Below are 19,736 nucleotides of genomic sequence, written 5' to 3' on the forward strand. Positions count from 1 at the left end.
CCAGCCACGCGGGGCGCTCCACTGGCTTGCAGCGACTTGCACGCTGATTTTCCGCAGGCGGTCTTGACCGTACGCGTGAACGAGAGACGATGAGTGTGCAAGTCAGAGCAAGAGACCAGACAGGAGCGGGTGACATGTCGCTACGGTTCGTTGGAATCGACCCGAACACGGATGACGAGCACTGCCCGACAGTGTGGGTAGACGACGAAGCCGGGGAGTTGGTCATTCAAGGATGGAAGGTGTCCGCTGAGCTGAAAGCGGCATGCGAGTCCAACACCCCCGCGAAGGGCGGAGTGCCGGACTATGAAGAAATCGTCAGGATTCCGGCCCGCATGGTGCCGATGATCAAGGAAGCGTGCGACACCGTTGAGCATTCCGCCGTTCAGTGAACTTCTGGGGAAATGCCGTAGCTCGGCCGTGCATCTGGAAATGCGCGACGACTACGGCACCAACCCGAGACTAGAAGCCTGGCAGCGTGGCGAACTCGTGAACTGGGAAGACCACGCGGCGTGGTGGCGCCCGTTTCACGACAACATCGCAAGCGCCGTGTCCCGGGGTGTAGTTGTTCGGCGTGCCCGTGTCGTCTCAGAACCAGTGAGCGAATACATCCGCTGGGAACACTACGTGACACGGGCGAACCAGATTGCGGGTGAAGAAGTCCGCTGGCTCCCACGACGCCAGACAACGGACGTGCCCATGCCCGGCAATGACTTCTGGCTCTTCGACGGGACGCTACTTCGGGTGCACCACTTCGCGGGTGACGGGAGTCTAGTCAAGGACGAGCTGACGGACGACGCAAAGGCGTTGAAACTGTGCGCGTCCGCGTTCGAAGAAATCTGGAAGCGTGCAACTCCTCACGACCGATACTCCGTCTGACAGCAAGAACCGGGTAGCCAACTCATGCCTTCGTCTCCATCGTCCCGTGTGCAGGCAGCGAGGGAAGACGTAGCCGCTCGTCTCCGAGAGGCACGGCTAGATGCAGGACTAACGGGGCGTGAGTTGGCTACCCGCTGCAACTGGTCAGAATCCAAGTCATCGCGAATCGAGCATGCCAAAACCCCGCCATCTGACGCTGATATCCGCGCATGGTGCCGAGAATGCCGAGTAGAACACCTAGCGGACGACTTGATTGCCGTTAGCCGACACGCTGACTCAATGTACGTCCAGTGGAGGCGGCTACAGCGAACAGGAATGAAGCAACTACAGGAGTCGGGCGTATCGCTGTACCAGCAAACACGCCAATTCCACGTCTACTGTTCAAATGTTGTGCCGGGATTTTTCCAGACTCCCGGCTACGCGCATGCGTTGATGACTTCTATTGCGCAGTTTCGCGGCACGCCTGATGACGTTTCAGACGCCGTGGCAGCGCGAATGAATCGCTCCCGAGTGATCCGAGAAGGAGACCACCGATTCGCGGTATTGGTTGAGGAATCAGTGTTGCGGTACCGGATTGGAAGTGCCGAAGTGATGGCCGCCCAGCTAGGCCACTTGCTATCAGTCATGGCACTGCCCTCAATCTCATTGGGCATCATTCCATTCACGGCACCCCGGCAGGCATGGCCGCTCGAAACGTTCACCATATTTGACCGTCAGCGTGTCCACGTGGAAACCCTGTCAGCGGCCATTAAGGAAACTCAGCCCAGCGACGTTGCGCTGTACCTCAAAGCGTTCGGGAACTTGAAGGACGCTGCCGCCTACGGGCGGAAGCCCGTTCGCTCGTCACAGCGGCCATTGAAGCCGTGGGCTGAAACACGAAGAGCCCCATACCGGCCGCCAGTCAGGCAGCGGGTATGGGGCTCACAGTCATGCGGCCATTGCAAGGTAACGGCGGCCGGTTCGTTCGGACACTCCGAAATGATCAGCCACCATGCGGCCGGTCACGGGTCGGCCATTGCGGGATTCCAACACGGACATAGCCGCGCGGATGTCCTCAGCGGAAGGCGGAGTGTCCGTGGTGCTGTCCGGCTGGCTGTCAGCGAAGTCCTGCCATATGTCAGCGGGCGGCCAGACGCTCTCCGGGGCCTTGATGGGCTCAGAGTCCGTGGGCACGTCCGGCAGGCTCTCAGAGGGGCGCTCAGGGCTTTCCGCGCGATGCATCCGCCAGACGGTCAGCGGGAAGACGGCATGCAGTCCAGCGGCCACCCAGGTACCAACGGCGGCAAGTTCCTCGGTCGTGAGGACACCAGCCACATTCGCGGACACGGCAACGGACACGGCCAGCGCAACATCCCGGCGTGACCGGACAGCCCAGACCATGTACAGATCAACGGCCACGGGAACGGCCGGGGCAACGGACTTAGGGACGTCATGGGCCAGCGCCAGATCCCGCTGTGTCGCATAGGAAATCAGCATGGCCGCAGCAAGGGCCAGATACCGGACAACGTCCGTGAAAGACAGTCGCTTGGTCATTCGGTGTCGGCCCAATCGGTGACGCGCTGGTGCGCCTCTGGCATCTGGAATTCTTCGATATTGGAACGCTCAGCGAACTGACGCCGGGAACGGGCGGATATGAAAGCCCGGCGGTCGGCCGGGGCGATCTCCCACAGTGGACGCGCTAGCTCTTCGTCGCTGAGCGCCAAAAACGCGGTGAGGCGCGTTTTGTAATCAGTCATAGCCACCCTCAGGGCATAGAAAAGCCCCGGCTACCGAGTGGCGGCAGGGGCTTAGGGAATCAGCGGGGCGGGATCAGTCCCACACGTCAGAATCAGAATCAGCGCCGTTGTCCGGCGCAACAAGTTTCGTGGCTGCGGAAGGTGTAAGGCCCAGCTCACCCGCCAGGCGAATTAGCGCCATACGCGCTTGCGGAACGCTGGACAGAAGCGGGTGACGAACCTTGCTTTCACCACGGGCGCCAGGGACCGTAAAGCCGTCCTCACTGATCTGTCGGCTGATCTCCCGAAGCTGGACGGCCGTGACCACGAACTCAACGGCCGTGAAGCTCTGCGGATCAGTAAGGCCAGCGGAAGCAACCAGGGACGGGACGATACGGGCCCAAGTCTCGGCAGCCTCAGTTCGCATGGTCTCCGCTGCCTTGTTACGGCCGGGAAGAAGGGACCCCCAGTCAGGTTCCACAGGACTAACGGGTGCGAAGCGCACCCCTTCGGACTGCCGGTCCGGGCGAAATGTGCCTTCTCGCACGGACTGTAGGTGTGGCTTTCGATGCGCGGGCATTGTCGAGTGCCTTCCTGGATAATTGTCAGTGTGACGAGAACATGTTGAAGCGCCGTATCAGCGATCGCGCTCCCTCTCGATCTTCCACCAGGGCCGGAGGGGGTCCCCCGCCGGGTGCCAGGGTGGGTGGGTCAGGCTCGGACAGCGCGGAGGGTCAACTCAGCGTGATCGGCGTCGATTTGCAGTGACGAGCCGTAGTCACCGACGGGGACAGTGCGCGTACGTACCTGTCCTGATCGGGGTTCGTGATGCCCTCAGCGATAAGTGCCCTTCGGCTCTTCGGGAAATGTTCAACGGCCACTGACAGCGCACCACGCAGCACGCAATACCCGTTGCGGTAGATGTAGTCCTTGCGGAACGCAGTCCACTGTGGATCGTTGTACCTACTCGATGATGTTCCCTTGTATCGCTGCTTAGTTGCTTGCTTGCTGTGCTCGGGACATCGACCACCAGTCGTTGTCAACTCGGGACAACCAGGCTGAGAACATGGCTTCTTCGGCCTACTCGGCAAGGAGACTCCTAATGGGCTGTACGGCCCCATGCGGGCACAGGGTCGGCTAAGGGCCCTCGATGCACGGCAGGGGCTCACAGCGCCGCACAGGGGGCGGCAAGGTAGGGGCCGTGCCCCCTTAGAGACACGGCCCTATTCGCTGTTCATTCAGGCAAAATGACCGGAGGGAAGCTCATTCGAACCTCGCAGGCGGATCAATGGGGAAGCCATTGGCGTCACGCGGAGTCTGGTCGATGAGGTAACACCGACCGTTGCGCGTTACCGTGGTCATTCCCCGGGGCATCCGATTGCCGTGATAACCAACGGGGCACCGGTCAGACCAAGCGGGGCTACCGTCCGGCAACCGGGGAAAGTTGGGGTAGTCGCCATTCGGTCCGGGGTCGAGAGCATCGGAGGCCACGGCTATTCCACCTCGTAAGTGCTCAGCACGGCAGCCGAGAGGGTGTCCGCCTTCGTACGCCGAAGCTCATAGAGAGCGTCCGCCGTCCAGCGCCGCAGTTCCTCTGCCGGGTCAACCCAGCGAAGCTCAGTGATGCGGGAGTCATCCCGGTCTAGTAGCCGGGCGCACTGTCTGGCATGGTCGCGAAGCTTTTGCCGCGCATCCCGCCGGGCAAGGTAGTCACCAACCAGCGCGGGTAGGGTCCCCGCCTCCAGAGCCGTGGCCATTGCAGCGTGGCTCGGCTTCTCGCCTCTGACGCTGGCTTCCAGCCCCGGCAGGTCAGCTAGGAAGCGGGTGGCGGCTTCATGCTGGGCCGCACGGCGCTGTGCGGCTTCCTGCGCGGCCTTCTCGGCTGCCTCAGCCTCCACCTCAGCCAGCTTCGCGGCGGCAGCCTCAGCGGCCTTACGGGCGCTTTCAAGGGCAGTCATTCTCAGGCTCCATATCCGCGCGCGACGCGCTGTTCGGGGGTTAGGTTGCCAGTGGAAGGCTCAGACTCAGGATTCGGCGGCAGCGCGGCAAGCTGAGTGGCAGCCTTGCGGGCATGCGTGGCATAGCCCATGGACATCCGGACCTCAGCGGGAACGGCGACACCCTTAGCCTCTGCATCCCGAAGCTGAGCCGTAACAGCGTCGGCTTCTTCGCTGGCTAGTGCCGCGAGCCTCCCAACATGCTTTAGGTTGCGCTCCGCGCTGCCCTTGTCTGTGGCAGTGGTGTCCGTGGTGCGCATGTACCAGGGGGTATCTGTCATTTTCTTTTCCTTCTTGGAGTGGATCACCTACGAAAACTGGTAGGTGGGTCAGTGGCGCTCGTCGGCGTTTTCTTCCGCCGGGACCAGCCGACGCAGCACGGCGAAAGCGGCCATTACCTCGGCGCGCTGGGCTGCGTCCCGAGGTGTAGTGGTCTTGCGCTCAAGGATGCTGAGCGCCTGAGCGATCTCATTCACGGATTCGCCTTTCTGTGCTCTAGCGCGCATGCCTGCAATGCCGCCTCAGCGGCTGCAAGTTCGGCCACGTACCTCAAAAGCGCATGTGGCTTGTCGCCCGGCATCGGGCCGTCAGTGTCAATGCGGTCTAGCACAGCGCTTAGCGTCCGAGCGACACGAACTCTAAGCGGAACGCTGCGCGGGGGCATGTCGTTAGGCGTGGGCATGTGGATGTCTCCCGGGTATGGGAACGCCCCGCCGGGGCTGATTCCCGGCGGGGCATGTTTTGGTCTCCCCCGAGATCACGGGGTAGGCGGTGTTCCATCTTCGTACTTCAGGACGACTCCGCGCTTCGTGCGCTTACGAGAGAAGCCGAATCGGTCCGCCAACGCCTCGTTGAGTGCGCGGCGAGACAGCGGGCTGAGTGCACGAGCCCTACACCAGCGCAGGAAGTATTCGTAGACCTCTGCGGCGGGTGCTGAGCTACCCGGCGCCGGGGCAAGGTGCGCGACGAATGCCGGAAGTTCGCTTAGTGCCCTGTCTGCGCCAGTGAGCCGCCGCGTGTACGCCTTGTCCTTACACGCGTTAGAGCAGTAGACGCGAATGCGCCCCTTACCCGTGCGCGGAACGCTGGAACGGCAGACGGGGCAAGGCCCTTCCCCGCGCTGCTCGGCCGTGCGGGGCTTGTGGGGGTCGATCCCTCGCGCCCTCAGTTTGTCCCGGTGCGCGCCTTGCCGACAAGCGGCGGAGCAGTAAAGCGCTTTGGTTGACGGAACGTCTGCGTTCTTTCGACAGCGCGCGTACCGACATGACCAGTCAAACACGGTCACACCCCCGGCTCAATGTTGCCAAGTCCGATCTCTCTTGATCGCCAAAGCGCGTCGCACATCGCACGCATGACGGAGATCTCTTCTGGTAGGCGCTGATTCTCTCGCCTCATCTTCTCCGCGAAGGCAGTCAGCGCTTCCCGCCCCTTGGTCCGGAACGTCCTGTCGTATGCGCGGTGGTGCTTCCGGCACAGCGGGAAGTAGTAAGACGTGTTTTCACTCCACAGGTAGCCGTCGCGGTAGATCTCTCTCGGGTCCGCATGGTTGTAGGCCCAGTCGTCAGCGAACTTGCCGCAGAAGTCGCACGGCTTGTGTCTCGCTGGTCCCTTTACCTCTGCGACAAGGCTGTGAGCGCGGCGGTACTCGGATAGGGCTGCGGGCATGACGTGATGCCTTTCGGTGTGATGCCAAACGAAAACGGCCCTAGGTCCGGGACTCACCACAGCGGGGCATCACTACCGCTTGGGAATCAACCAGACCTAGGGCCGTTGAAGGAGGGTGCGTTACGAGCCCACCTAGCAAAACTGGTAGGTGGGCCTTCCGACGCACGGCGGAGAGCGAACCGGGGTGATGCCGTCCGCAGCGAGCAGGGGGCGCGTGCGCACCAAGTGCTCTCTACTGTGTATCTAGAGAGTGGACTGCCCCTACAGCGCGGAAAGGCGCGATTTCGGGCACAGGGGCCGAGGTTCGTTACGCTTCTGTTACATAGCCGTCGGTGGCGGGGTGTCGTGATGGCTACTAAATGGCGCTTGTCGGAAGCCTCTTGGGGGGTCTGACCAGGGGAAGTGACGGAACTCGGGTACCGTTACGGGTTTTGGGAATAGCACTAGTACTCCTAGTAGAGTCCGCAAACCCATAACAGAATACAACTCTGTCACTACTTGCAGGTCAGAGAGGGTCCGCCCCGCTGTAGCGCCGCCACTTCGTCGCCACAACGACACCAAGGCCCCCAGTGCCCGCCTAAGCGCCCAAAGGCTTCGCGCTGGCTTCCTGGTCCACTGGCCGCGCCAAAGGCGCTCACAGGGCCGCTGAGGGCGCGAGAAAGCCCCGCCCAGCCACAGGGGCCGAACGGGGCTTGGCCCGTATGAGTGTCAGCGGAACATGAAGCTACCGGCCGCCCGCTCTGCTAGCCGCTTCAGCGCCTTGTGCCGCACTGAGGCAATGCGCGCCTTCGGTACGCCCAGTGCCGTCGCTATCTCGCTGTCGCTCATCCGGCCGAAGTTGCCTAGGCCGTAGGTCATCTCAAGCACGGCGCGCTGCTGTGCCCCCAGACTCGCCAGCAGGGTCGTAGCGCGCCTCGTAGCGTCCTTCGAGGGCTTCACGGGGGCGGGGGGTGCCCAGGTGCTCCGGGAAGTCCTCAGGGGGTCTCACGGCGCTTCGTACCGCTTTCGCTGTAGCGGTGCTCATGCGCCATGCCAACTCGCCGGAACACGCCAGGCGTTCCGCTTGGTCTTCGTCGCCGTCACAACGCTTGAGTGCGGAAAGCCATAGCTTCGCCTCATCCTTGCTGATTCCCGGGTACCTAGCGGCGTAGCTCGCGTCGCGCATGGCGCCGGTCATCGTGCGGTCAGCGAACGTGAGGAACTGTGCGCGCGTGTTGCCCGCGAAACGACGGAGAGCCAACCAAAGTGCTTCTCGCCCGACTTGTTCGAGGTCTTCGGCGTTGTAGCGGTCAACCAGGCGTGCGCGTGCCCGCACAAGCCCCTCAAGGGCCGTAAGGATGGCTGTCACGGCTTCCGGGTCCCCTGCTTGCGCTGCCCGTAGTTGTGTCTCTGTGAAGGCGCTCATGCGGACAACCCCTCTTCCCTCGCGATGGCTTCAAGGTGTGCGCCTGCCGGATCAAGATCCCGCCACCAGGCGGGGCCCTCATAACTCGGTTTCACTCGCTGTGGATCGAACCGCTTAGGCGCACCCGCCTTTGCCGGATGGACGATTACGCGCGCGCCTAGATCAGCGAGAAGTGCCCGGCGCCCTGTGTCGTCTCGCCGCTGCCACTCGTCGGCAATGGCCCCCCCGGCGTCAACCCAGCGGCCTGAGGCGTGCTCCGCTTCTGCTGACAGTTCGCGCTGACGAGCTTCGAGGGCGTTGAGCTGCCCGATAGCCACGCGTGCCGCCGCGCCGTTCGGGTCAAGTTGTGCGAGGTTCCCGGCAAGGCGCTCGATTTGCCCGCTGACTTCGCTGAGTTGGAGTACCGCGCTGCCGTCAGCCTCAGCCCAGCGCATGAGCGCGAAGGCCCCGAAGCGCTTCAGATAGTCGGCGGTCACGAGTTCGTCCAGGTACCGGGCCGTGATGACGTTGGGCTTGTGGATTCCTCGTTTTCCGACGCCGTTTCGACATACGTAGGTGCTGTAGTCCTTGCCGTTCACCGCGCGGCGCTGCCTGTACATCGGCCCTTCGCATTCGGAACACAGTGCCACGTGTAGCAACAGCGCCTTACCGCTACGGGGAGCGCCCCGTCCCTTGGCCTTTCCGTCAAGGACAGCGCGAACCGCTGACCAGACTTCGGCACTGAGGATTTCCGGACCGGCGGATACGGGACTGCCATCGTCGTCGAGTACGGGCTGATTGCTGACGGCGCCGCGCTTCGTCCCGGGCACGGCCTGCACGAGCCAGCCGCGAAGTGCCGGGGTGTAGAGCACATCGCGCAGTGTTGTCAGGTGCCATTTGCCGCCGCGTAGCTTTCTTCCGTCGCGCTGTCGTGCGTGCTCCGCCGGGGGAAGAACTCCGCGCTCGTTGAGTTCACGGGCAAGCCCGGCCAGTGACGCACCATGGTTCACGAGTCGGTCAGCGCACTCACGGATGATTGCCGCCGCTGGCTCGTCAATGATCCATCGCTTGTTGTTCACGGGCCCGCAGACCATGTAGCCGTACGGCGCCAGCCCGCCCAGGTGGTTACCGCGCTTGCGGAAGTAGACCTTGCTCGCTGTGATTCGAGCCGTGATCATGTCCCGTTCGTACTCCGCGAACGCTGCAAGAACATTGATGATGATGGACGAATTCTCCGGGCTGACCACCCCGTCAGCGGTGACGATTGTCGTTGAGGTGGAGTCAGCGGCACGCAAGAGCCGCTGAAATTCGAGGACACTGCGCGCGTACCGGTCCAACTTCGCGGCAAGTACGTAGTCAGTGCGGGGAAGCCACGACAGGACTTCCCGCATCCCTTCGCGGTCTTCAAGTCTGCTTGCTCCGCTGACGTTGGTGTCCGTGGCGACGTGGACGACTTTCCACCCACGGGCTTCCGCGTAGGTGCGGCAAGCGTTGACGCGGTGGTCCGGTGCCTCTTCCGCGAACAGGCGGGACAGTCGGTCGTAGATGACGCACGTTGGTTGTCTCATGACGGCTTCCAAGCGAGTGGAACGCCTATGCAGTGCTAGGCGAGACACCCGGGCGGGTGCGGCACCGTGCACGCCAACGCTGCCGCGGACGTCCCGGCGCGGCTGGAGGCGCTGGCGGCGACCGCGGGGCTCGACCGGACTGCGCTGCACAGCCAGTTGGCGGCGGCACTGGACCTGGTCGTCCATCTCGTACGGGACCGCTCCGGGCTGCGCCGTATCGCGGAGGTCCACGTGCTGGAGCGGGACCGGTACGGCCTGGTCACGACCGTACCGGCCGCCGTGTGGGGCACCGAGGGCTTCCTGCCGGGGCCCGGCGGGCACCGGTTGGAGGCGCTGTGCGCCCGGGGCGGGGGCGTGCGGTGACGGGCACGGGGACGCTTCCGCTCTGGCTGGCGACCGTGTGCGTGGCGCTCTTCGCCTGCCTGACGGGCGCGCGGGACGAGGGGCTGCGCAGGTCGCGGCTGTTGCTCGCGGGCGGTGCCGAGGAGTCGGCCCGGGGTGGTGAACGGCCGGATGGTCCACGGGAGTTCGCCGCCTACTGCGCCGCGTCCTGTGCCGCTTCCGTACGGCGCTGGTGCGGGGGCCGGGTGGGGCCCGAGTGGTGGTGCCTGCCGGTCGGCGTACTGCTGGGGGCGCTGGGTGCGTCGCCGCTGCCGGTGGTGGCGGGCGCGCTGGCCGTTCCGTGGGCGCGGCGGGGCTTGAGGGCACGGCGGGAGCGGACGGCGGAGGCGGAACGGGAAGAGGCCGTCATCGAGTTGTGCGCCGCGGTGTCGGGTGAGCTGAGAGCAGGCACGCCGCCCGCGCGAGCGCTGGTGGCCGCCGGAGCGGACGGGCTCGGGGAGCACGGGGCCGCGCTGGTCGCCGCCGCGCGCTTCGGCGGCGACATCCCGACGGCGCTGCGCGCGTGCGCCGGACCACCGGGCGCGGCGGGGCTGCGCGGAGCGGCGGCGTGCTGGCAGGTCGCCGCCGACAGCGGCGCCGGACTGGCCGAGGGCATGGACCGTGTCGCGGCCTCACTCCGCGCCGAGCGGGACCAACGGGACGACCTCGCCGCGCAGTTGGCGGGACCGCGTACGACGGCGCTGCTCCTCGCGCTGCTCCCCGCGGCCGGGCTGCTGCTCGGCGGCACCATGGGCGCCGACCCGCTACGGGTGCTGCTGCACAGCACCGCCGGACTGGCCTGCCTGGCGGTGGGCGTCCTCCTGGAGATCGCCGGACTGGCCTGGGTGGCGCGGATCGTGCGCGCGGTCGAGCGGGGCGGTCCGTCGTGAGCGGCGTCGGTGTCCCCAGCCTGTGGACGGCGCTGCTGGCGGCGACGGGCTGCGTCGTCGCCTCCACCGGGTGGCGTCGGGAACGGTCCGCGCGGCAACGGGCCCGTGAACTGCTCGGCCCACCTTCCCCCGGCGGCCACGTACGGAGTGCGGCGCCGACCGCCGCCGTACCGCGACGGCTCCGGGACGCGCCCGTACGGCAGACCCTCCTCGCGCTCGGAGCCCTCCTCTTCGGCGTGGTGACCGTCGGTGGCCCGGTCGGGTGTCTGGCCGGAGCGGTCGGCGCCGCCGGGGCGTGGCGGTGGCTGCGGAGCGGCGGGGGCGGGGCCGACCGTGCGTCGGCGGCGGAGACGCGGGCCGTGGCCGACCAACTGCCGCTGGCAGCGGAGCTGTTGGCGGCGTGCCTCGCGACCGGCTCCGACCCGGGCCGGGCGGCCGAGGCGGTGGGCGGCGCACTCGGCGGACCGTTGGGCGACCGCCTCGTGCGGGCGTCGACCGAGCTGCGGCTCGGCGGCGAACCGGCGGCGGTCTGGGGGAGGTTCGGCGGGCCGCCCGGCTGCGAGGCGCTGGCCCGCTGCCTGGAACGGGCCGCGACGGTCGGCGTGCCCGCGGTGGAGCCGGTGACGCGCCTCGCGGCGGACGCGCGCGCCCGTACGTCCCGCGCGGCGGCGGCACGCAGCCGCAGAGCGGCGGTGCTCGTCACCGCGCCGCTGGGGCTGTGCTTCCTGCCCGCGTTCCTGGCGCTGGGCGTGGCTCCGGTGGCGCTCGGTCTCGCCGGATCGCTGCTCTGAAGGGATCGCCGCTCCGACAGCCCTGACAGATCTGACAGGCGTGAACGGCCGTGCCTACGCCCGTGGTTCGAGAACCGCTAGCGAAGACGACGGAAGAAACGGAAGAAGGAGGACGAAGAATGCTGGCACGAGTATGCCGAGCCGCCCGGAGCCGCTGGCAGCGGGCGCGAGGCGCCCGTACGGGCGGCGACCGCGGCATGGCCACCGCCGAGTACGCGATGGGCACCATCGCGGCAGCGGCCCTGGGGGCGGTGCTCTGCGACGTCGCCACCAGCGGCGTGATCCGCGGCGCCCTCCAGCGGATGATCGAAAGGGCCCTCGATGCGCCGGTCTGAGGGGGCACGGGAGGAGGAGGGTGTACGGACCGGTGGCGGGCACCGTACGCGCGACGGCGGTTACGTCACGGCGGAGACCGCCGTGGTCATCCCGTCGCTGGTGTTCCTCGTGCTGGCGCTGCTCTGGGGCGTCATGACGGGAGCCGCACTGGTCCGCTGCGTGGACGGCGCGGGTGTCGGCGCCCGCGCGGCCGCCCGTGGTGAGTCGCGGGACGCGGTGCTCCGCGCGGTGCGCGCGGTGGCGCCGGACGGCGCGGCCGTGGAGGTCGTACGGGACGGCGAGCTGGTGCACGTACGGGTCCGGGCCCGGTCGGTGGGCCCGGGACCGCTGACCCTGCCGGTCCAGTCCCGAGCCGTCGCCATGGCGGAGTCGGAGGAAGGGAGTTGAGGCCGGTACGGGTGGTGCGGGCCGGGCTCTCCCGGGTGGCGGTGTCACGGGCGGAGCCGTCCCGAGCCGCGGCGCTGCGTACGGCGGTGGTCCGTGCCGTGGTGGCACGCGTACGGCGCGGGGTGGTGGGCCCGGCGCGGCGCGACCGGGGCGCGGCCACCGTGTGGGCGGCGTGCTCGGCGCTGGCCCTGTGCGCGGTGTTCGGCGGTGTCCTCGCCCTGAGCCAGGTCGTCGCGGCCCGCCACCGGGCCGCCTCCGCCGCGGACCTCTCCGCGCTGGCGGCCGTCGGCCGCGCGCTGGAGGGCCAGCGGGCGGCGTGCGCCGCCGCCCGTACGGTCGCCGGGGCCCAGGGCGCCCGGGTGACCCGGTGCGTGCTGGAGGGCGAGGTCTGCGACCTGACGGTCAGCGTCCGCGCCGGGCCGTACGAACCCCGGGCCCGCTCCCGCGCGGGGCCGCCCGGAGCGGCGGAGGGGACGGCGTACGGGGAACGCGGGCGCGCCGCAGACCGTACGGGACCGCCGTCAGGCCGCACCCGCCAGGAGCTGGTCGAGCAGGCGGATGGCACCGGCCTTGTGCAGGGGCTCGTTGCCGTTGCCGCACTTGGGCGACTGGACGCAGGACGGGCAGCCCGCCTCGCACTCGCAGGAGGCGATGGCCTCGCGGGTGGCGGTGAGCCATTCCCGCGCCGTACGGAAGCCGCGTTCGGCGAAACCGGCGCCGCCGGGGTGACCGTCGTAGACGAACACCGTCGGCAGCAGGGTGTCCTGGTGCAGCGGGACGGACACGCCCCCGATGTCCCAGCGGTCGCACGTCGCGAACAGCGGCAGCAGCCCGATCGAGGCGTGCTCGGCCGCGTGCAGCGCCCCGGCGAGGATCTCCGGACCGACCCGGGCCGCGTCGAGCTGGTCCTCGGTGACCGTCCACCAGATCGCGCGCGTACGCAGGGTGCGCGGCGGGAGGTCGAGCTTCGACTCACCCAGCACCTCGCCCGTGACGAGCTTCCGCCGGAGGTACGAGACGACCTGGTGGGTGACCTCGACCGCCCCGAAGTGCAGCGTGCCGTCACCCCACGGGACCGCCGTCTCCGTTTCGAGCACGGAGATGGCCGTGGTGTCCCGCGCCACCGTGGACCACGGCGGGCTGGACTCCTCGACGAGGGCGACGGCGTCGTCCAGGTCGAGGCGGTTCACCACGTACGTGCGCCCCTGGTGCAGGTGGACGGCCCCCTCGTGGACGCTCGCGTGCGCCGCCCCGGCGTCGACCGTGCCGAGGAGGCGCCCGGTGCCCTCCTCCACCACCTGGAACGGCTTGCCGCCCCCACCCCGGATGTCGGTGAGGTCGGCGGCGCGCTCCCGCTTCGTCCAGTACCAGGACGAGCCCCGCCGCCGCAGCAGCCCGCGCCGCCCCAACTGCTCCAGCAGGCGCCCGTACTCGGGGCCGAACAGCTTCGCGTCCGCCTCGGTGAGCGGGGTCTCGGCGGCGGCGGCGCAGAGGTGGGGCGCGAGGACGTACGGGTTGTCGGGGTCGAGGACGGTCGACTCGACGGGGTGCCGGAAGAGCGACTCGGGGTGGTGCACGAGATACGTGTCCAACGGGTCGTCGCGCGCGACGAGTACGGCGAGCGCGCCCCTCCCCGTACGCCCCGCGCGCCCCGCCTGCTGCCACAGCGAGGCGCGGGTACCGGGATAGCCGGTGATGAGGACTGCGTCCAGGCCCGAGACGTCGACGCCGAGTTCGAGCGCGGTGGTGGCGGCGAGGCCGAGGAGTTCGCCGGAGTGCAGGGCCCGTTCCAGCGCCCGGCGTTCCTCGGGCAGGTAGCCGCCCCGGTAGGCCGCGACCCGCCCCGGCAGCGTCCGGTCCACATGGGCGAGGCGGTCCTGCGCGATGAGCGAGACGAGTTCGGCGCCGCGCCGGGAGCGCACGAACGCGACGGTGCGGACGCCCTGCGTCGCGAGGTCGGTGAGCAGTTCCGCGGTCTCGGCGGTGGCCGTACGGCGTACGGGTGCGCCGCGTTCGCCGTGCAGCTCGGTCAGGGGCGGCTCCCAGAGGGCGAAGACGAGTTCGCCGCGGGGAGAGGTGTCCTCGGTGACGGCGGTGACCGGGACGCCGGTCAGCCGGCCGGCGGCCTCCTCCGGGTCGGCGGAGGTGGCGGAGGCGAGGAGGAAGACGGGCTCGGAGCCGTACCGGGCGCAGAGCCGCCGCAGCCTGCGCAGGACCTGTGCGACGTGCGAGCCGAACATGCCGCGGTAGGTGTGGCACTCGTCGACGACGACGTAGCGCAGGGCACGCAGGAAGGAGGACCAGCGCGCGTGGGCGGGCAACAGCCCGCGGTGGAGCATGTCCGGGTTGGTCAGCACGTAGTTGGCGAAGAGGCGGACCCACTCGCGTTCCTCGAAGGGGGTGTCGCCGTCGAAGACGGCGGGGCGCACCGCCGTGCCCAGAGGCGCGGCCAGTTCGGCCACGGCCCGGCGCTGGTCGGCGGCCAGGGCCTTGGTGGGGGCGAGGTAGAGGACGGTGGCGCCGCGGCCGTTGGGCGCCTCGGCGCCGTCGAGGACGGTGCTCAGGGCGGGCACCAGGTAGGCCAGGGACTTCCCCGAGGCGGTGCCCGTGGCGACGACGGTGGAGGTGCCGGTGATCGCGTACGCGGCGGTGCGCGCCTGGTGCTCCCAGGGCCGCTCGATGCCGGCGGCGCGTACGGCGTCGATCACCTCGGGCCGTATCTGATCAGGCCAGTCCGCATGGCGGCCGAGCCTCGGGGGCACATGCTCCGTATGGGTGATGCGCGCGGCCCGGTCCGGTCCGGAGGCGAGACGTTCGAGCACTGTCAGGGGCTCGTGGGTGTTGGCCATCGGCATCGAGTCTGTCACCGCCGGGACGGACAATGACCGCAAGGCGTCGTGCGGCCCTGCTGGTAAGTGATTGAATGCTTCTGCGGCTGCCGATCCGTCCCCTGCCGTCGCCCGCCTCGGGCGGGAGACCACCGGAGGGGGCCCCAAAGCAAGGGGACGCCCCAGGGGCGGACCGCTCGATAGCAAGGTGCTGGAGGATCCGTGGACCTGTCCCTGTCGACCCGTACTGTCGGCGATCGCACGATCGTCGAGGTCGGTGGCGAGATTGATGTATACACCGCGCCCAAGTTGCGCGAGCAGCTCGTCGAGCTCGTGAACGACGGGAGCTACCACCTCGTCGTGGACATGGAAGGGGTGGACTTCCTCGACTCCACCGGTCTCGGTGTGCTCGTCGGTGGACTCAAGCGGGTGCGTGCCCACGAGGGCTCGCTCCGACTCGTCTGCAACCAGGAGCGCATTCTCAAGATCTTCCGTATCACGGGCCTGACCAAGGTGTTCCCGATTCACGGCTCCGTCGACGAGGCCGTCGCCGCCACCGACTGAGGTCACCCGCCGACTCGCCGCGCCGTCCGTACGGACCGTGGGGCGGCCGGAGCAGACACCGGAAGAGGGTTGCCGGGCCCGTGTCAGGGCCCGGCAGCCGTGAACGCGCATCCGTCGCACCCGTAACTCCGCCCGTACCCGAGGGGGATGGCATGGCCACCGTGGAACTCCGTTTCAGCGCGCTTCCGGAGCACGTGCGGACCGCGCGACTGGTGGCCGCGGCCGTGGCACGCCGTGCCGGAGTCGACGAGGCCGTGCTGGACGAGGTGCGGCTCGCCGTGGGCGAGGCCTGCACCCGCGCGGTGGGCCTGCACATGAGCAACGGCGTCGACAGCCCCGTACGCGTCGCCCTGATCGAGGACGAGAAGAAGTTCTCCATCGAGGTCGGCGACGAGTCCCCGGGCACCGTCGGCGCCCTCGTCCCGGGCGCCCGGGACGAGATCCCCGAGGCCCCGTCCGAGGACGAGGAGGCGGAGGCCGACAGCGAGATGGGGCTCGCCGTGATCAGCGGACTGGTCGACGACGTCGAGATCACCGCTGATGAGAAGGGCGGGATCATCCGTATGAGTTGGCCCGCGACCTCCGTCGCCACGCTTCCCTGAAAGATCGTTAAAAAGATCATTCCTCGGCCCGTCAATTCGGCCGACACCCTCGAATGAGGGAATTCCCGCCGCGCGCTCCATTCGATCTTCGCTGACCGACGGCTCATCGCCGCGGTCGCGCTCTGTTTTGATCCCGAGCCGCTACCTAGAATCCGTCCACCATCTTTGCAGCCGGACGCCTGGGCGTGCCTTGCGCGCGCCCGTGCGCCAGAGTCAAGGAGGACGAATGGCGGGGCATATCAGCCCACTTCAGAAGCACCAGCACCTCGCTGACGCCGCACTCACGAGCGGCAACCGCGCGCTCGTGATCGTGATCGCGCTCGTGGCGGTCGCGGCACTCGGTGTCGGTCTGGTGCTCGTCAGGCAAGTGCTCGCCGCCGGTGAGGGCACCGACAGCATGAAGAAGATCGCCGCGGCCGTCCAGGAAGGCGCCAACGCCTATCTGGCACGGCAGTTGCGTACGCTCGGCGTATTCGCCGTGGTGGTCTTCTTCCTGCTGTTCCTGTTGCCCGCCGACGATACGTCGCAACGGATCGGCCGTTCGCTGTTCTTCCTGGTCGGTGCCGCTTTCTCGGCGGCCACCGGCTATATCGGAATGTGGCTCGCGGTACGCAGCAATGTACGTGTGGCCGCTGCGGCCCGTGAGGCCACGCCGAACGGAAGTGGCGGCGCAAGCGAAAGCGCCAGTGGAATCGCGGGCAGTGACGCCGGCGGAAACGCGGGTGAGAACGCAGGCGGGAACGTCAGCGGAATCGGAAACGCGAACGGCGCCGGAAAATCCGTCGATCTCACCGCCGTCGCGCACACGGCGACGAAGATCGCGTTCCGTACGGGTGGCGTCGTCGGCATGTTCACCGTCGGACTCGGCCTGCTGGGCGCCGCCGTCGTCGTCCTCGTCTACGCGGACGACGCCCCCAAGGTGCTGGAGGGCTTCGGTCTCGGTGCCGCGCTGATCGCGATGTTCATGCGGGTCGGCGGCGGCATCTTCACGAAGGCCGCCGACGTCGGCGCCGACCTGGTCGGCAAGGTGGAGCAGGGCATCCCGGAGGACGACCCGCGGAACGCCGCCACCATCGCCGACAACGTGGGCGACAACGTCGGGGACTGCGCGGGCATGGCGGCCGACCTCTTCGAGTCGTACGCCGTGACGCTGGTCGCCGCGCTGATCCTCGGCACCGCCGTGTTCGGTGACGCCGGACTGGCGTTCCCGCTCCTCGTACCGGCGATCGGCGTGATCACCGCGATGATCGGCGTCTTCGCCGTCGCCCCCCGCCCCACCGACCGCAGCGGCATGACCGCCATCAACCGCGGCTTCTTCATCTCCGCGGTGATCTCGCTGGTGCTCGTGGCCGTCGTGACCGTCCTGTACCTGCCGTCCAGCTACGGGGGCCTGGAGAACGTCCCCGCGGCCATCGAGGGCCACGACGGCAACCCGCAGGTGCTGGCCGTGACGGCCGTCGCCATCGGCATCGTCCTGGCCGCGGTGATCCAGCAGCTCACGGGATACTTCACCGAGACGTCCCGCAAACCCGTGCAGGACGTGGGCAAGACGTCCCTGACGGGCCCGGCCACGGTGGTCCTCTCCGGCATCTCGCTCGGCCTGGAGTCCGCGGTGTACACCGCGCTGCTGATCGCCCTGAGCGTGTACGGGGCGTTCCTGCTCGGCGGTGGCACGCTGATGCTCTCGCTGTTCGCGGTCGCCCTCGCGGGCACCGGCCTGCTGACGACCGTCGGCGTCATCGTCGCCATGGACACCTTCGGTCCGGTGTCCGACAACGCGCAGGGCATCGCCGAGATGTCGGGCGACGTCGAGGGCGCGGGCGCGCAGGTGCTCACCGACCTCGACGCGGTGGGCAACACCACGAAGGCGATCACCAAGGGCATCGCCATCGCGACGGCGGTGCTGGCCGCGGCGGCGCTGTTCGGCTCGTACCGCATCGAGTTGTCGAAGGCGCTCGCGGAGGCGGGCGAGGGCGGCGCCGAGATGCTGGAGGTCCTGGACATCGCCCAGCCGAGCACCCTGGTGGGGCTGATGCTGGGGGCGAGCGTCGTCTTCCTCTTCTCGGGGCTGGCGATCAGCGCGGTGTCGCGTTCGGCCGGTTCGGTGGTCTACGAGGTGCGGCGGCAGTTCCGGGAGAAGCCCGGGATCATGGACTACACCGAGACCCCGGAGTACGGCCGCGTCGTCGACATCTGCACCAAGGACGCGCTGCGCGAGCTGACGACGCCGGGGCTGTTGGCGGTGTTCGCGCCGATCTGCGTGGGCTTCACGTTCGGGGTCGGCGCGCTCGCGGCGTTCCTCGCGGGCGCGATCGGCGCGGGCACCCTGATGGCCGTCTTCCTCGCCAACTCGGGCGGTGCCTGGGACAACGCGAAGAAGATGGTCGAGGACGGTCACCACGGCGGCAAGGGCAGCGAGGCCCACGAGGCCACGGTGATCGGTGACACGGTCGGCGACCCGTTCAAGGACACGGCCGGTCCGGCGATCAACCCGCTGCTGAAGGTGATGAACCTGGTGGCGCTGCTCATCGCACCCGCCGTCGTGCAGTTCAGCTACGGGGACGACGAGAGCGCGGGCGTACGTGCCGCTGTCGCCGTGGTGTCGGGCGCGATCATCGTCGGCGCGGTGTACGTGTCCAAGCGGCGCGGGATCGCCGTGGGTGAGGAAGGCAACACCGGGCAGTCGAAGCCGTCGGGCGCACCCGCCGCGACGACCTAGCCGCAGGCGGCTGACCTGGCACAACACCGGGGCGGGCGGGGCTTGTTGACGCTCCGTCCGCCCCTTCGTACGGGCATGTCGGCATGCGTCCCGGGTCTCGACGTGTGGTGCAAACGGATCAAACAGGCACAGAACGCTCGTCCGTCTCGCCGCCGATGCGTCCGTGCCGTGTAAGTTCCGGGCCGGGACTGCCACGGAAGGGACCGATCCGGTGAACAAGAAGCACACGGCTGTACTGTCCGGCGCGGCGGCACTCGTCCTCGCGCTGGCCGGATGCGGCGGCGAGGACGACAGCGGCAAGGAGGCGGACGACTGGGCCAAGAAGGTCTGCGACCAGGTGAAGCCCCAGGTCGGCAAGATCCAGAAGGCCAACACCTCCATCAACGAGGCGTCCCAGCAGAAGAAGTCGCCGGAGGAGGTCAAGAAGACCGACTCGGCCGCGTTCCAGGACATCTCCGAGGCGTACAAGTCCCTTGCCACGGCGGTCGACAACGCCGGTGAGCCGCCCGTCGACAAGGGCGAGAAGCTCCGTACGGACGCGGTGAAGGAGCTGAACGGGCTCTCGCGGCAGTACGGCGAGCTGAAGAAGAGCGTCGACAAGATGAACACGAAGGACCAGGCGAAGTTCGCCTCCGGGCTGAAGGAACTGGCCACCAAGCTCGGTGAGCTGGGGCAGAGCGGGGACGAGTCGCTCCAGAAGCTCCAGTCCGGTGACCTGGGCAAGGCCATGGCCGAGCAGGAAGGCTGCAAGCGCCCGTCCCCGGCGAGCACCTCGGACGCGTGACGCGGCGCGGAGCGCGTGACGCGGCGCGGGGCACGGAGTGCGCGGGTGTGACGGCCGTGGCGCGCGCGTGAGCTGACGGGCCGTCGGCCGGGTCCGGCGCGGCCCGGTGACCGGCGCGGACCGGCGTACGTGCCGGGGTGCGCGGTGGCGGAGGGGCGCGCGCGTACGGTTCCGGGCGGCGTACGGAGGGCCCGGCGGGCGTACGCCGTCCGGCGCGCGCACAGTCGGTCCGGGCGCGCTCGTCCCGAC

At 68.3% G+C, this 19,736-nt stretch carries 20 protein-coding genes and 3 pseudogenes; 13 read left to right on the forward strand and 10 right to left on the reverse strand.

Going from position 1 to position 19,736, the window contains the following annotated elements:
- Window positions 1–134 precede the first annotated feature (134 nt).
- The 3 genes and pseudogenes from D7M15_RS16445 to D7M15_RS16455 all read left to right on the forward strand — a co-directional run bounded on the left by D7M15_RS16445 (window position 135) and on the right by D7M15_RS16455 (window position 1,748).
- Window positions 135–389: a hypothetical protein gene (locus D7M15_RS16445; RefSeq protein WP_121518210.1), complete on the forward strand. Its 255-nt coding sequence runs from the start codon at window positions 135–137 to the stop codon at window positions 387–389.
- A complete protein-coding gene (locus D7M15_RS16450) occupies window positions 367–876 on the forward strand; it encodes a DUF6879 family protein (protein ID WP_121518211.1) in 510 nt (169 codons plus the stop codon). Before D7M15_RS16445 ends, D7M15_RS16450 begins: the two co-directional genes overlap by 23 nt.
- A gap of 24 nt (window positions 877–900) precedes the next feature.
- A pseudogene (locus D7M15_RS16455) lies at window positions 901–1,748 on the forward strand (helix-turn-helix transcriptional regulator).
- 55 nt (window positions 1,749–1,803) lie between these two features.
- Here D7M15_RS16455 and D7M15_RS16460 read toward each other — a convergent pair.
- From D7M15_RS16460 to D7M15_RS16500, 9 genes are all read right to left on the reverse strand, one after another.
- Window positions 1,804–2,352: a transfer protein spdA gene (locus D7M15_RS16460; protein ID WP_240649336.1), complete on the reverse strand. Its 549-nt coding sequence runs from the start codon at window positions 2,350–2,352 to the stop codon at window positions 1,804–1,806.
- Window positions 2,353–2,405: 53 nt separating this feature from the next.
- The gene (locus tag D7M15_RS16465) at window positions 2,406–2,618 is read right to left on the reverse strand and encodes a hypothetical protein (RefSeq protein WP_127201764.1); all 213 of its coding nucleotides are present in this window, start codon (window positions 2,616–2,618) and stop codon (window positions 2,406–2,408) included.
- A 1,466-nt stretch (window positions 2,619–4,084) separates the two neighbouring features.
- The gene (locus tag D7M15_RS16480) at window positions 4,085–4,549 is read right to left on the reverse strand and encodes a hypothetical protein (protein WP_121518215.1); all 465 of its coding nucleotides are present in this window, start codon (window positions 4,547–4,549) and stop codon (window positions 4,085–4,087) included.
- 2 nt (window positions 4,550–4,551) lie between these two features.
- Entirely contained in the window at window positions 4,552–4,896 is a 345-nt protein-coding gene (locus tag D7M15_RS28235; protein WP_127201765.1) for a hypothetical protein, read from the reverse strand.
- 21 nt (window positions 4,897–4,917) lie between these two features.
- Window positions 4,918–5,064, reverse strand: a complete 147-nt coding sequence (locus tag D7M15_RS28530; protein WP_165906277.1) for a hypothetical protein — start codon at window positions 5,062–5,064, stop codon at window positions 4,918–4,920.
- An 805-nt stretch (window positions 5,065–5,869) separates the two neighbouring features.
- The gene (locus D7M15_RS16485) at window positions 5,870–6,253 is read right to left on the reverse strand and encodes a hypothetical protein (RefSeq protein ID WP_121518216.1); all 384 of its coding nucleotides are present in this window, start codon (window positions 6,251–6,253) and stop codon (window positions 5,870–5,872) included.
- Between the two features lie 708 nt (window positions 6,254–6,961).
- Complete coding sequence (locus D7M15_RS16490; RefSeq protein WP_240649672.1) at window positions 6,962–7,111, reverse strand: hypothetical protein; 150 nt, start codon at window positions 7,109–7,111, stop codon at window positions 6,962–6,964.
- 1 nt (window position 7,112) lies between these two features.
- Window positions 7,113–7,601, reverse strand: coding sequence for a sigma factor (locus tag D7M15_RS16495; RefSeq protein WP_165906278.1), 489 nt, complete (start codon window positions 7,599–7,601; stop codon window positions 7,113–7,115).
- Between the two features lie 53 nt (window positions 7,602–7,654).
- Window positions 7,655–9,205: a recombinase family protein gene (locus D7M15_RS16500; RefSeq protein ID WP_121518219.1), complete on the reverse strand. Its 1,551-nt coding sequence runs from the start codon at window positions 9,203–9,205 to the stop codon at window positions 7,655–7,657.
- A gap of 45 nt (window positions 9,206–9,250) precedes the next feature.
- Between D7M15_RS16500 and D7M15_RS16505 the strand changes: the two are divergent.
- The 6 genes and pseudogenes from D7M15_RS16505 to D7M15_RS29430 all read left to right on the forward strand — a co-directional run.
- Window positions 9,251–9,568: pseudogene (locus D7M15_RS16505) on the forward strand (ATPase, T2SS/T4P/T4SS family); the annotation flags it as partial.
- Window positions 9,565–10,476, forward strand: coding sequence for a type II secretion system F family protein (locus D7M15_RS16510; RefSeq protein WP_121520878.1), 912 nt, complete (start codon window positions 9,565–9,567; stop codon window positions 10,474–10,476). The pseudogene D7M15_RS16505 and the gene D7M15_RS16510, both read left to right, overlap by 4 nt.
- Window positions 10,473–11,267, forward strand: a complete 795-nt coding sequence (locus D7M15_RS16515; protein ID WP_240649337.1) for a type II secretion system F family protein — start codon at window positions 10,473–10,475, stop codon at window positions 11,265–11,267. Before D7M15_RS16510 ends, D7M15_RS16515 begins: the two co-directional genes overlap by 4 nt.
- Before the next feature lie 119 nt (window positions 11,268–11,386).
- Complete coding sequence (locus D7M15_RS16520; RefSeq protein WP_121518220.1) at window positions 11,387–11,602, forward strand: DUF4244 domain-containing protein; 216 nt, start codon at window positions 11,387–11,389, stop codon at window positions 11,600–11,602.
- Window positions 11,589–11,990, forward strand: coding sequence for a TadE family type IV pilus minor pilin (locus tag D7M15_RS16525; protein ID WP_121518221.1), 402 nt, complete (start codon window positions 11,589–11,591; stop codon window positions 11,988–11,990). Before D7M15_RS16520 ends, D7M15_RS16525 begins: the two co-directional genes overlap by 14 nt.
- Window positions 11,991–12,115: 125 nt before the next feature.
- Window positions 12,116–12,433 (forward strand): annotated as a pseudogene (locus D7M15_RS29430) (Rv3654c family TadE-like protein); the annotation flags it as partial.
- Between the two features lie 78 nt (window positions 12,434–12,511).
- On the opposite strand, the gene D7M15_RS16535 reads toward D7M15_RS29430, so the two are convergent.
- The gene (locus tag D7M15_RS16535) at window positions 12,512–14,839 is read right to left on the reverse strand and encodes a DEAD/DEAH box helicase (RefSeq protein ID WP_240649338.1); all 2,328 of its coding nucleotides are present in this window, start codon (window positions 14,837–14,839) and stop codon (window positions 12,512–12,514) included.
- A gap of 201 nt (window positions 14,840–15,040) precedes the next feature.
- Here D7M15_RS16535 and bldG point away from each other — a divergent pair, with 201 nt between their 5' ends.
- From bldG to D7M15_RS16555, 4 genes are all read left to right on the forward strand, one after another.
- Window positions 15,041–15,382 (forward strand): anti-sigma factor antagonist BldG, encoded by a 342-nt coding sequence (bldG, locus tag D7M15_RS16540; RefSeq protein ID WP_019547857.1) that lies wholly within the window; start codon window positions 15,041–15,043, stop codon window positions 15,380–15,382.
- Between the two features lie 152 nt (window positions 15,383–15,534).
- Entirely contained in the window at window positions 15,535–15,984 is a 450-nt protein-coding gene (locus D7M15_RS16545; protein WP_121518223.1) for an ATP-binding protein, read from the forward strand.
- Between the two features lie 226 nt (window positions 15,985–16,210).
- Window positions 16,211–18,703, forward strand: a complete 2,493-nt coding sequence (locus D7M15_RS16550) for a sodium-translocating pyrophosphatase (protein WP_121518224.1) — start codon at window positions 16,211–16,213, stop codon at window positions 18,701–18,703.
- A gap of 211 nt (window positions 18,704–18,914) precedes the next feature.
- Window positions 18,915–19,487, forward strand: a complete 573-nt coding sequence (locus tag D7M15_RS16555; RefSeq protein WP_121518225.1) for a small secreted protein — start codon at window positions 18,915–18,917, stop codon at window positions 19,485–19,487.
- The last annotated feature ends 249 nt before the right edge of the window (window positions 19,488–19,736 follow it).

The sequence above is a fragment of the Streptomyces sp. Z26 genome (genome assembly GCF_003665095.1).
Lineage (GTDB): Bacteria > Actinomycetota > Actinomycetes > Streptomycetales > Streptomycetaceae > Streptomyces > Streptomyces phytohabitans.